This window comes from Pyxidicoccus fallax (assembly GCF_012933655.1).
Classification (GTDB): Bacteria; Myxococcota; Myxococcia; order Myxococcales; family Myxococcaceae; genus Myxococcus; species Myxococcus fallax.
This window is the reverse complement of record NZ_JABBJJ010000362.1, coordinates 1-12,114: the sequence shown is the minus strand read 5'-3', so window position 1 is coordinate 12,114 and position 12,114 is coordinate 1. Positions and strand designations below refer to the sequence as shown.

11 protein-coding genes are annotated in these 12,114 nt (G+C 70.8%); 4 read left to right on the top strand and 7 right to left on the bottom strand.

What is annotated here, in order from left to right; genetic code table 11:
* Positions 1-826 precede the first annotated feature (826 nt).
* Together HG543_RS44675 and HG543_RS44670 are read right to left on the bottom strand one after the other, a co-directional pair.
* Entirely contained in the window at positions 827-1,222 is a 396-nt protein-coding gene (locus HG543_RS44675; RefSeq protein ID WP_169351066.1) for a hypothetical protein, read from the bottom strand.
* A gap of 61 nt (positions 1,223-1,283) precedes the next feature.
* Positions 1,284-2,273: a DMT family transporter gene (locus HG543_RS44670; RefSeq protein WP_169351065.1), complete on the bottom strand. Its 990-nt coding sequence runs from the start codon at positions 2,271-2,273 to the stop codon at positions 1,284-1,286.
* A gap of 140 nt (positions 2,274-2,413) precedes the next feature.
* On the opposite strand from HG543_RS44670, the gene HG543_RS44665 reads away from it, so the two are divergent.
* Positions 2,414-3,301 carry a LysR family transcriptional regulator gene (locus HG543_RS44665; protein WP_169351064.1) on the top strand — a complete coding sequence of 296 codons (888 nt, stop codon included), beginning with the start codon at positions 2,414-2,416 and terminating at the stop codon, positions 3,299-3,301.
* A 25-nt stretch (positions 3,302-3,326) separates the two neighbouring features.
* Here HG543_RS44665 and HG543_RS44660 read toward each other — a convergent pair whose 3' ends face one another.
* Positions 3,327-3,686 (bottom strand): TraR/DksA family transcriptional regulator, encoded by a 360-nt coding sequence (locus tag HG543_RS44660; protein WP_246357745.1) that lies wholly within the window; start codon positions 3,684-3,686, stop codon positions 3,327-3,329.
* Between the two features lie 156 nt (positions 3,687-3,842).
* On the opposite strand from HG543_RS44660, the gene HG543_RS44655 reads away from it, so the two are divergent.
* Together HG543_RS44655 and HG543_RS44650 are read left to right on the top strand one after the other, a co-directional pair.
* The gene (locus tag HG543_RS44655) at positions 3,843-4,655 is read left to right on the top strand and encodes a YwiC-like family protein (RefSeq protein ID WP_169351063.1); all 813 of its coding nucleotides are present in this window, start codon (positions 3,843-3,845) and stop codon (positions 4,653-4,655) included.
* Between the two features lie 404 nt (positions 4,656-5,059).
* Positions 5,060-6,979, top strand: a complete 1,920-nt coding sequence (locus HG543_RS44650) for an ATP-binding protein (RefSeq protein WP_169351062.1) — start codon at positions 5,060-5,062, stop codon at positions 6,977-6,979.
* Between the two features lie 9 nt (positions 6,980-6,988).
* Here HG543_RS44650 and HG543_RS44645 read toward each other — a convergent pair whose 3' ends face one another.
* From HG543_RS44645 to nrfH, 3 genes are all read right to left on the bottom strand, one after another.
* Entirely contained in the window at positions 6,989-7,642 is a 654-nt protein-coding gene (locus HG543_RS44645) for an START domain-containing protein (protein WP_169351061.1), read from the bottom strand.
* A gap of 120 nt (positions 7,643-7,762) precedes the next feature.
* Positions 7,763-9,316 carry an ammonia-forming cytochrome c nitrite reductase subunit c552 gene (locus HG543_RS44640; protein WP_169351060.1) on the bottom strand — a complete coding sequence of 518 codons (1,554 nt, stop codon included), beginning with the start codon at positions 9,314-9,316 and terminating at the stop codon, positions 7,763-7,765.
* A 24-nt stretch (positions 9,317-9,340) separates the two neighbouring features.
* Positions 9,341-9,886 carry a cytochrome c nitrite reductase small subunit gene (nrfH, locus tag HG543_RS44635; protein ID WP_169351059.1) on the bottom strand — a complete coding sequence of 182 codons (546 nt, stop codon included), beginning with the start codon at positions 9,884-9,886 and terminating at the stop codon, positions 9,341-9,343.
* 191 nt (positions 9,887-10,077) lie between these two features.
* On the opposite strand from nrfH, the gene HG543_RS44630 reads away from it, so the two are divergent.
* Positions 10,078-11,595: an HAD-IG family 5'-nucleotidase gene (locus tag HG543_RS44630; protein ID WP_169351058.1), complete on the top strand. Its 1,518-nt coding sequence runs from the start codon at positions 10,078-10,080 to the stop codon at positions 11,593-11,595.
* Positions 11,596-11,607: 12 nt separating this feature from the next.
* On the opposite strand, the gene HG543_RS44625 is transcribed toward HG543_RS44630, so the two are convergent.
* Positions 11,608-12,063, bottom strand: coding sequence for a DUF2267 domain-containing protein (locus tag HG543_RS44625; protein WP_169351057.1), 456 nt, complete (start codon positions 12,061-12,063; stop codon positions 11,608-11,610).
* Positions 12,064-12,114 lie beyond the last annotated feature (51 nt).

Here is a 12,114-nt window from a genome sequence, read left to right as displayed (position 1 = left end):
CTCACCCACCCCCGGGCCACCGCCCTCGCTGGAGGAATCATTCCTCCACGACGACCCTTCTACCGGAGGGGGCTGACATGTCAGGGAGGGTGCGGCCCGCGCCCGGTGAGGACCTGGCGGGTCAGCTGGCTCCGTTCCAGCCAGGAGCCGGAAGGGACATGGGCGAGGACTGACATACGAGGGAGGCAGGGCTCGCGACATGCGAGGGGCTGACATCCAGGGAGGATGGGCCCGCGCCCGGTGAGGGCCTGGCGGGTCATCCAGCCCCGTTCGCTCCGTTCCAGCCAGGGGCCGGAGGGGACATGGGAGAGGACTGACATACGAGGGAGGCCGGGGCTCGCGACATGCGAGGGACTGCCATGCCAGGAAGGATGGGCGCGCACGGTGAGGGCCTGGCGGGTCATCCGGCTCGTGCACTTCATTCCAGACAAGGGCGGCCGGAGAGGCAGCCCGCCTGGAGCGTCATCGGCTTCGGGGGATTCACGCGTCTGCCGACCTCATGTCCCCTGCCGGCCGGCGATCGCTCCGACACCGACCGGGTGCGCGCCGGGAGCCCGGACGCTTCGCGTGACTCCCGACCTCGTGCGCTCCGACACGGCGAAGAGAGCACCGCGCACACGACGTCCCACGCATGACCCGCGGCGCGAGCGCGACGACCTCCGGTGTGGCCCTCCATTCGCGTCCGGATGAGCGCCCTGTTCCGCTGCCGCGAGGTCTCGCATCCTCGCCTTGCCACATCCTGGGCGGAGCTCCCGCCGTGAGGCAGTCCAGCGAATCGACCCGAGGTCGCCGCGGTCGATGTGTCAGGAGCCCATCGAGACGGGGGTCACCGCTGGCCGGCCTTCAGCGCTTCGATGCGGGCGCGAATGGGTGGGTCATGCCTCGGGTCGTACTCACCGAGGTAGCCACGATGCTTCAAGTTGCTTGTGATGCTCCAAGCGAGATTTTCATCGGCGTCATTGCCGTTTCCGTCAAAGCGGAAGCACAGCAGCGCGATGACCTCGTCCGCTGGCAACTCGCAACGGCCCACGAATGACTCCCAGATGATTTCCATGACGCCACGCCACGCCTCGGCATGAGAGTCGTCTCGGAGAATCGCGAGCAGTGCATCCCGCACCGGCTCCAAGCCCTCGGAGGCCATGAGCGGCTGGACGAGCTCACCCAGGGCGTCTTCCGCCCCCCGCGTTCGAATGATTCGCAGAATGGAATCCGTCAGGCTCATGCAGGTGCCTCTCGTTCGCGGGCATCGGCTCGCCACCGCTTCGTGCGGCGACAGGACAGCCTCACCCCGTGGGGTCGCGAGCGTCGCCTGACGGAGGCAGGACCTCGTCTCGACGCCGCTCGAACTGGCTCGGGCTCCGCGTCAGCATACGCCGCAGCCAGGCCTCTCCGCTGACCAGCCCGATGCCCGCGAGCACCAGCACCGCGCCCAGCACGAAGTTCATCGTGAGGGGCTCGTCCAGGACGAGCACGCCCAGCGTGACGCCGAACAGCGGCGTCATGAAGGAGAACACCGCCAGGTTCGACGCGAGGTAACGGCGCAGCAGCCAGAACCAGGCGAGATAGCTCGCGAACGACACCCCGATGCCCTGGAACAGCACGCTGCCCACCGCGATGGGCGTCAGCGCGACATGGGACGTCTGCCCGGTGGCGAACGAGACTCCGAGCAGCAGCACGAAGCAGACGCCCAGCTGGTAGAACAGCGTCAGGCTCGGCGGCGCCTCGGACAGGCGCGAGGCGCGAACCACGACCGTGGTGGCGCCCCAGGCCAGCCCCGCGCCCACCGCGAGCGCGTCTCCCAGCAGCGTGCGCATGTCGAACCGCGCGAGCGACGCGCCGCCGATGAAGGCCACCGCGATGCCGCCAAAGCACACCGCGATGCCCAGCCACTGGAAGGGCCGCAGCCGCTCGCCGGGCAGCAACAGGTGCAGCCCCAGCGCGGAGAACACCGGCGCGGTGTAGAGGAACACGGCCACGTGTCCCGCCGTGGTGTGCGTCAGGGCCAGGGCGATGAGCAGGAACTCGGCGGCGAAGAGCACGCCAGCGAGCAACCCGCCCCTCAGCGTTCCCTGGCGCACGCCCGCCCAGCCTCCGCGCCACGCCATCAACAGGCCCACGAGCAGCGCCGCGAGGCCCGAGCGCAGCGAGGCCTGGAGGACGGGCGCGATGTCCCGGGCCGCCAGTTTGATGGCCACCTGCTGGATGCCCCACAGGGCGCACAGCAGGAGCATCACCTGGAAGCTGAAGGCGTCCGCTCCACGGCGGGCGCTCATCGCGAGGCTCCCAACAGCCGGGGGACGAAGACGTGGAGCACGAGCAGGAACATGGCGAGGCACCGATGGAGTGACCTCGCATGGGTTAACCGTTACCGTGAGGCAACGGCAGTCCTCAGTCAGCGAAGCACCTTTACCGCATGGTAAAACCGGTCAACCTGCGTGGCATCGTCGAGTTCGTGGCCGCCGCCGAGGCGGGGAGCTTCTCGGCGGCCGCCCGGCAGCTCGGCGTGTCGGTGGCGCACGTGAGCCGGCGGGTCACCGCCCTGGAGAAGGACCTCGGGGTCCAGCTCCTGAAGCGCAACACGCGCTCGAGCACGCTGACGGAACAGGGCCGCGCCTTCCACCGGAACTGCCGCGACATCCTGGGAGCCCTGGAGGAGGCGCGAGAGACGGCGCGAAGTGCCCGGCAGCCGCGGGGCCGCATCCGGATGAGCATGGGCGGCCACTTCGCGGAGACGGTCCTCGCGCCCCTGCTCGGCGAGTTCATCGCCCTGCACCCCGGCATCTCCCTGGAGCTGGAGATGACGAACCGCGCCGTGCGGCTCGTGGAGGAGGACTTCGACCTGGCGGTACGCCTCGGACCGCTGGCGCCCTCGTCGCTCGTCTCCCGGCGCCTGGTGGGCTTTCCCCTGCTGACGCTCGCCGCGCCCACGCTGTACGCGACGCCTCCCGTCCACCCTGGAGCGCTCGACCCGGGGACCTGCCTGGCCCTGCATGACCGGCCGTGGGTCTTCGAGCGTGCCGGCGAAAGACACGTCCTCCAACCCGGGGGCCGGGTGAGGAGCGGCAGCGGCACGCTCCTGGTCAGGGCCGCCGTCGCTGGCGCGGGAGCCATCCAGGTGCCGTCCTACTTCGGGGCGGAGGAGGTCGCCGCCGGGCGCCTCGTCCAGCTCCTGCCGGAATGGTCCTCCGCGGGAGGCGCGTTGGAGTTCTTCCTCGTCTATCCCGAGCAGCGGCATCTACCGGCCCGGCTGCGCGCGCTGGTGGACTTCCTGCTCGACCGCGTCCGCCCCGGCGCCTCGTAGGCCCGTCCGGCTTCTGGCGCCGTGCTCAGCGGTCCTCGGCCGCACACGTCATGCAGTGGCGGGCCTCGGGGATGGCACGGAGCCGGTGCCGGCCGATGGCGCCTCCACACCTCGCGCACCGGCCGAAGTCCCCACCGGCGATGCGCGCGAGCGCTTCGTCGATGGCCCTGAGCTCCCGCCGCTCCGAGTCGGTGAGCGTCGCGTCCTCGGCCTCCAGCTCGTCCGCGGACGCCTGGGCGCGAGCCCTCAGACGCAGGCTCCGCTGCCGCAGTGCTTCCTGGGCCTCACGGGCCAGCATGTCCATGTTCGTCTCCCACGGCGTCGGGTCCCGCAGCGCCACGCCGCTTCCACCCTTGCAGCCTTGATCCAACGGGGAACAGGGCATTTCAGGAAGCGTGCCTCCACGTTCCGGGGGCACCGCCTGGAGAAGAAGGCGCAAGGCTTGCGCGACCCGCGCGCCCGCTCCGCACCCATTGCGCACACGGCCCGGCGCACGCCCCGGAGCCCGCCCGGGAACGCCGCTTGCTCCAGGGGAGGCCCCATGCAGACCCTCTCCGCCCGCCCGTCCCTCGCCCTCGCCCGCCCGGCGCTCCTGCCGAGGGAGCACGGCGCCTACGTCCAGCTCGGCCTCCCCCTGGTCACCGCGCTCGCCGTCACCGGTCCGAGCACCGCCGGTCTGTGGCTCACCGCCGCCGCGCTGGCCTGTTTCCTGGCGTATGAGCCGCTCCTCCTGGTCCTCGGTCAGCGTGGCGCCCGCCGCCGGGACGAGGCGGGCGCCCTTGCCTGGCGCCGGGGGCTGACGCTCGCGGGCCTGGGCGTCTTCTGCGGCGTGCTCGGCGTCCTGGGGCTGCCGGACGGAGCGCGGCCCTACCTCGCGCTGCCCGCCATCCTCGGCGCGGAGGTGCTGCTGATGACATGGGGCCGGCAGGGGCGCACCCTCTCCGGCGAGCTGCTCGCGGCCCTGGCCCTGACGGCCTGGGCGGTGCCGGTGGCGCTCGCGGGAGGCCTGCCCCCGGGCGCGGCCCTGACCCTGTGGGGCACCTTCGCGCTCGGCTTCTCGCTGGCCACGGTGGCGGTGCACGTCGTCATCCGGGCCCACGAGCCGCGCGCGGACAGGAGCCTGCCGCGCCTCGCGGGCCTCGCCGCCGGTGGCTTCGGGCTGGCCGGCGCCGTCGTCTGGGCGCTGACCTCGGGCCTGTCCCCGTGGCACGTGGCGGCGCTGCTGCCCATGGCGGCCGTGGCGCTCGGCACCTGCGCCGTGCTTCCCGCGCCGCGCCACCTCAGGCGCCTGGGCTGGAGCTTCGCCGCCGCTGGGCTCATCACCGCCGTGCTGCTCACCATGGGACTGAGCTGATCGCCCTGCCCGAACGGCGGGCCCGGAGCCGTCGCGCACAGGGAGCCCCCGCCTGCCCGCCTGCTCGACGATGGACCCGGGGCCCTTCCCGGTGGTCGCGGCGGGCGCGGAACTACCCTGATTGGAATGACCGGAACGCCCCCAAGAAGCAGCCCCTCGGGCATGAACGACAGGGCCCCGGAGCCCTCCACTCCCCATGACGCCAGCGGCGTCGCTGGCGAGCCTGGCGGAGCCTCGAGGGCCCGGCCGCATGGAGGCAGCGCGAGCGTGCGGGAAGCCATGACCTGTTCCCACCGTCACCCGGGCCACGCATGAGCGGCCCGCAGTCCCATCCATCTCCCGAGGCAGGGCGTCCGGCGTCCGCGCGGCTGCGGGCGCAGAGGGACATCATCCTGGGGCTCTGGATGGACCGCGTCCGCCAGGCGCTTCCGGCGGCGGGAGCCCAACAGGAGTTCCAGCTCCTGGGCAGCCTGCCGCGGTTCCTGGACGTCCTGGTCACGGTGCTGGCGCCAGAAGGCACGCGGCCTGTCTCTCCTGACGGCCTGGACGACCTCTGCCGGGAGCATGGAGAGCATCGCTCGGGCCTCGGGGGCTACTCGCTTCAGCAGCTGCTCCGGGAGTACCAGCTCCTTCGGGAGGTCCTCTTCCAGGTGCTGGAGCGGGAAGGCCCCATCACCCATCCCGAGCGCGACCGCATCCTCGCCGCCATCGAGCAGGGAATGGCGGAGGCGGGCGCCCGCTTCATCCAGGCCACGCGTGCCCCGTTCTCCACGCTCCATCGCGCGACGCGGACCGGCGGCGAGTCCCGCTGGAGCACGGCGGGCTCCGACGCGCGGGACCCGCGGTCGATGGAGGAGCAGCTGAGCGCCGCGCGCCAGGAGCTCCAGGAGGTCTTCCTGCAGGCCCCCACGCCCATGGTGGTCATGTCGGGGCCCGAGCATCGATTCACCCTCGCCAATCCGCTCTATGAAGCCCTGGTGAAGCGGCGCGTGCTCGGCAAGACGCTCGCGGAGGTGTTCTCCGAGGAGGAGCTGGCGCGCATGCGTCCCCTCATCCGCGAGGTCTACGAGACGGGCGAGCCGCATGTCATGCCCGAGCTCCCCATCGCCCTGGCGGAGGAGGCGGGGCCGCCGCGCCAGCTCTATCTCAACATCAGCTACACCCCGCTCAAGGACATCCATGGGGCGACCCGCGCGGTGACCTGCCTCATGGTCGATGTGACCGAGCAGGTCGAGGCACGCAGGGCCATCGAGGAGAGCGAGGCGCGGTTCCGGCAGATTGCCAATGCCCTGCCCCAAATCATCTGGACCGCCACGGCGGACTTCCACGTCGATTGGTACAACGACTGGTGGTACCGATACCTGGGCCTGCCCCGGGGCACCCGGTGGGACGACGTGGACACCCTGCCCATGCACCCCGAGGACGTGGAGCGGACCCGGCTGCGGCTGCGAGAGTCCGTGGAGACGGGCAACGACTTCCTGATGGAGCAGCGGTTCCGGCGCGGCTCGGACGGCCAGTACCGCTGGCACCTGGTGCGCGGCGTCCCCATTCGCGATTCAGAAGGACGCATCACGAAGTGGATTGGCGCCAACACCGACATCCACGAGCAGAAGACACTCACCGCGCGACTGGAGGAGGAGCACGACCTGCGCGAGAAGTTCGTCGCCACGCTCACGCACGACCTGCGAACGCCGCTCACCGCCGCGAAGCTGAACGCGCAGATGGTGGCGCGCAAGGCGAGCGACCCCAACGCCCTCTACAAGCTGTCGGCGAGAATCATCGAGAACCTCGACCGGGCGGACCAGATGATTCGCGACCTGCTGGACGCGAACCGCTTCCGCGCCGGAGAGGGGTTGCTCCTGGAGGTGTCCGAGTGCGAGCTGACCGCGCTGACCCGGGAGACGCTGGAGGAGCTGGCGCTGGTCCACGGCGACCGGTTCGTGCTGGAAGCGCCCGGTCCGATTCAGGGCCACTGGAGCTGCGGCGGGCTGCGGCGAATCCTCGAGAACCTGTGCAACAACGCCATCAAGTACGGGGCTCGCGACCACGGCGTCACCGTCACGCTGGCCGAGCACGGCGCCGACGCGGTCTCCCTCTCCGTGCACAACTGGGGGAACCCCATTCCGCCCGAGGACCAGAAGCTCCTGTTCCAGCAGTACCGGCGGCTCGACTCCGCCCAGGCCCGGGCCCAGAAGGGCTGGGGGCTGGGGCTGACGCTCGTCGAGGGACTGGCCCAGGCGCACCGGGGCTCGGTGCGGGTGGACAGCACGCGGGAGACCGGGACGACCTTCACCGTCACCCTCGCGCGGGACCTCCGCCCCTGAGGGGCCGCCTCACTTCGCCTTGCGCCGTGCCTCCTCGTGGGCCCGGGCGCGCTTCTCCACGGCGCGGAAGGTGTCCGCCACGCCGTCCTTCTGCCCCATGTTGGCGAGGAAGCCCGGGATGGAGCCGGCGGGGTCCACGCTGAAGCGGTACACCGCGCGGGACTTCCCCTCGCCGCGAGGCTCCACGTGCCAGCTGCCCTCGTTGAGGCGCAGCCGCACCGTGCCGCGGCGCTCGGGGATGGCGTCCGGCTCCGCGGTCCACCGCTGTGCGAAGACGCCGGTGCCGTCCTCCGCCAGCTTCGACTCCGTCACCACCCGGGACACGTAGTCACGAGACGACACCACCGGCAAATCCAGCCGCGTGTACGTCAGCCGCGCGCCGTCCGGCAGCTCCTTGAGGGTGCGGGACTCCTTCACGTACGGCATCCACAGCCGGTACGTATCCACGTCGGACAGCACCGCCTGCACGTCCGTGGCGCTGGCGGCGATGTCGCCCTCCGCCCACACGTCCCGGGCGTTGGAGCCCGGCCGGGGCCGCACCTTCACGAGGTACGGCTTCTCCGCCACCGTCTCCCACTTCTCCTCCGCGCCCGCCGCGCCGGCGACCAGCACCAGCACCAGCACCGCGGCCACGGCGGCCGTCCGGCTCGAAAGCAACCGCATGTGTGTCCTCCCTCGCGCCCCGGCCGGTGCGCTCGAGTCTACCGCCCCCTTCCGACCGCCGGGCGGCCCGGGGCATTCACCTGCCCCGGGAGGACACACTCGGGACTGCCTGGAGGGCACTCAGTGGGCCGGGCCACCCTGGCCCTGACCCTGCTGCTGCTGGCCCTGGCCCTGGCCCGAGGCCCCGCTGCCCCCGGTGGGGTTGCCCACCGTCTTGCCGCCGACGCCGGGGCCCGCGTGGGCGTCACCGGCGGCGGCCGGCAGCATGTCCGGAATCTCCGGCTTGAAGCTCGGGTCGCGGACGAGCACCTGCGCCTGGCGCAGGAGGTTGGTGGCCTGACCGAGGATGCGGGCGGCCTCCTCGGGCGCGTGGAAGCCCATGGAGTTCTCCGCCTCGATGAAGTCGAGCATGAACTGGCCGCGCCGCTGGAGCGCATACACGCCCGCCAGCTCCGCGTCCGTCTTGCCCGCCGCCTTGGCGGCCTTCACGTCGTTGACGAGTCCCATGAGCGCGTCCAGGCCCTGGTTGCGCAGCCGGAAGGTGCGCTCCTGGAGCGCCTCGGCGCGCTCTCGCAGCTCGGCCTCGGAGAAGTGATGGCACGTCTGGCACGCCTTGTTGATGTTGAGCAGCGGGCTGCGCACGTGGTGGTCGCTGATCTTCTGCGCACCCACCCGGGTGTACGGCATGTGGCAGTCCGAGCACGACACGCCCGAGCGCGCGTGCACGCCCTGGTTCCACATCTCGAACTCCGGGTGCTGCGCCTTGAGCACCGGCGCGCCCGTCTCCGCGTGCTTCCAGTCCGTGTGGGGGTTCTCGTCGTAGTACGCGAGGATGTTGTCGATCTTGAGGCCCTTGTCCCACGGGAAGGTGAGCGTCTTCTCCGGGCCCTTGAAGTAGTACTCCACGTGGCACTGGCCGCAGACGTAGCTGCGCATCTCCTGGCGGGTGGCGTCGCGGTTGACGTTGTAGTCCTGCACGCCCTGCGCGGCCTTCATGCGGCCCATGGCCTGGATGAAGGCGGGCTTCGTCACGCGCAGCTGCATCGTCTGGCTGTCGTGGCAGTCGATGCAGGCCACCGGGTGCTCCACCTGCTTGCGCGCCTCGAAGTAGGTCATGTGGTTGAGGGCGTCGAAGCCCTTCATGATGTCGCCGTCACCCAGCTTCTTGTAGGCGTTGTACGTGCTGGCGTGGCAGTGGATGCACGTGCCCGGCTGCTTCGTCACCTGCTGGCGCTCGGTGAAGACCTGGTCCGAGAGCATGTACGCGTGGCCGCGCTCCTCGCGGAAGTCCTTGCTGAAGGCGTAGCCGGCCCACATCGTCTTGAGGCGCGGGTCCTCCTCCAGGCGGCTCTGGGCCACCACGGAGCGCGGGTCCGCCTGCGTGGGCGCGCGCGGCACGGCCTCGCTGCCGCCGTACTTCGTGCGCACCTGGTCCACGGTGCGCAGGTACATGTCGTAATGGATGGGGAAGTTCTTCCCCCACACAGCGGGGTCCGCCGTGTCGTCCGTGAGCTCCACCACGCGGAAGAAGGGGTTTCGGGCCTCCTGCTTGCGCTCGAAGATGTTGGTGGCCAGCGCCACCGCGGCGGCCGCGGCCAGCGCGGATACCACGCCCACTCCCACCAGCAACAACAGTCCACGACGGCGCTTCTCGGGCGCGCTCGGGTTCGCCATATCCGACGGTTCCTCCAGGAGGAGTCAGTCCAGTTCCATGTGCCCCACCGAGCGGTGGCAGCGCACGCAGCTCATCGTCCCATCCCCGGGAGGCGTGTGCAGGTTGCCTTGACGCTCGGCGACCTTCCGGGAGTCCCCCGCTCCTTCCGCCGACACCCGCACCAGCAGCCCCGGCTCAATCGCCTGGACGATGTCCTGGTGACAGGAGCGGCACGCCGCCTCCGTCACCTCCAGGTTGCGCGCGCCGATGTGGATGGGCTCGTGGAAGTCCCCCGAGGTGAAGGCCACCGAGTGATGCCAGCCATTCAGCGCCTTGGCGAGGTACTTCCCGAAGAAGTTGTGCGGGGTGTGACAGTCATTGCACACCGCCACGTTGTGGTGGCTGCTCTTGGTCCACCCCGAGTACTGCTCGTTCATCACGTGGCAGTTGGCGCACGCGGCCGGGTCGTCCGTGAGGTACGAGGACCCCTTCGCGTAGACGAAGGTGAAGCCCGCGGCACCGACGGCGGTACCCACGAGGACGGCCAGCACGACGGCGCTGATGGTGACGCGGCGGGAGACGCCAGGCATAGGGGGCTCGGTGACTGGCGACGGTAGGCACCTGGCTCCATTCTGCCAACCCTCTTCTCACACTTTTTTCAGACGACGGTGTCTCCAGGGGGGAGACCCGCCCCCGGACCGGAAAGATGTGCCCGCCAGCGGACCGGTGAATGCACGTGGGCATCGACTTTTGCCCCGGGTCGGGGCAAGCCAGGAGGCCTATGCGCTCGCACCTTCTCAGCCCCCCGCCCGAGCGGGGCCTGTTCTGCAACCGCACCCTCAACCTGCGCGCCATCAAGGCCGTGGGCTACGACATGGACTACACGCTCATCCACTACCGGGTGGAGGCGTGGGAGCGCCGTGCGTACGAGTACATCCGGGACAGGCTCGTCGAGCAGGGCTGGCCCGTGGGGGACCTCACCTTCGACCCGGCGCTCGCCATCCGCGGGCTCATCATCGACACGGAGAAGGGCAACCTCCTCAAGGCCAACCGCTTCGGCATCGTGAAGAAGGCCCTCCATGGCACGAAGCCCATGGAGTTCGACGCGCAGCGCGACGAGTACGCCAGCACGCTCATCGACCTGCACGAGCGCCGCTGGGTGTTCCTCAACACGCTCTTCTCCCTGTCCGAGGCGTGCATCTACGCGCAGCTGGTGGACCGGCTGGACGCGGGCCAGCTGCCGGGCTCCACGCCCATGGGCTACACGGACCTCTACGAGCACGTGCGGAAGAACCTGGACGCCACGCACATGCAGGGGCGGCTGAAGGCGGAAATCATCGCCGACCCGGAGCGCTACGTCATCGACGACCCGGAGACGCCGCTGGCGCTGCTGGACCAGCGCCACGCGGGCAAGAAGCTGCTGCTGATTACGAACAGCGAGTGGGCCTACACCGAGCCCATGATGCACTTCGCCTTCGACCGGCACCTGCCGGAGGGGATGACGTGGCGGCAGCTGTTCGACGTGGTGATTGTGTCCGCGCGCAAGCCCGAGTTCTTCACCACGCGCTCGGCGCTCTACGAGGTGGTGGAGTCCGGGGGCGAGGCGCTCTTGCGGCAGCACACCGGGCCCCTGAAGCCGGGCACGCCGTACTTCGGCGGCAGCGCGGTGGAGCTGGAGCGGCACCTGGGGCTGAGCGGGGACCAGATTCTGTACGTGGGCGACCACATGTTCGGCGACGTGCACGTGACGAAGGACGTGCTGCGCTGGCGCACGGCGCTCATCCTGCGCGAGCTGGAGGACGAGGTGCGCGCCATCGCCGGCTTCCGGGCCACGGAGGCGCGGCTGGGCGAGCGGATGGTGCACAAGGAGCGGCTGGAGGCGGAAGGGTGCCAGCTGCGGCTGGAGCTGCAGCGGCGGCGCTTCCAGTACGGCCCCCGGAGCGAGACGCCCACGGAGGCGGAGCTGGTGGCGCGGCAGGCGGAGCTGCGCGCGGAGCTGGAGGCGCTGGACGCGGAGCTGGGGCCCATGGCGCGCGCGGCCACCGAGCTGTCCAACCCCATCTGGGGCCTGCTGACGCGCGCGGGCAACGACAAGAGCCACCTGGCGCGGCAGATGGAGCGCTACGCGGACATCTACACGTCGCGCGTGTCCAACTTCCTGTTCGCCACGCCCTTCGTGTACCTGCGCAGCCCGCGCGGCAGCCTGCCGCACGACCCGAGCCTGCCCGGCGGCACGCCCGTGTTCCCCTCCTCGGACGCGGGCGGCGGCGGCGTCATGGGCACCGACGGCGCGGAGTAGCGCCCCGGGCCGCTACTGGGTGAGGCGCCACAGGGCCTGAAGGTCCGGCGGCAGGTTGCTGGCGACGTCCTCCGCCTCGCCCTCGGAGATGAGGTCCCGCATCGCGCGGAACACCGCGCGCACCAGGGGCTCCATCTCCTCCACCGGCTTCTCCAGGTCGTCCGCCACCGTCTGGAGGAACTCCTCGCGGCCGAAGCGCCGGGGCCTGGGGGGGCGCTGCTCCAGCGGGGGGAGGAACTCCACCAGCCGGCGCGGCAGCTGGGCCTCCAAATCCCGTGCCTCCGCCGGGAGGATGCGCCGCTCCAGCGCGCTCAGCACCGCCACCGCCGCGCACTCGGCCAGCGCCGGCTCCAGCTTCCCCACCTCACACAGGTGGCGGATGAACGCGGCATAGGTGGAACGGGTGTGGGACTCGTGCCGCTGCGCGCGGCGCTGCATCAGCTCCGTCTCATTGGTGGGGCGCGTCATGGGTGGGGGCCTCCGTTGTCCCCGGAACCTGCGCACACCCCCGCCCCAACC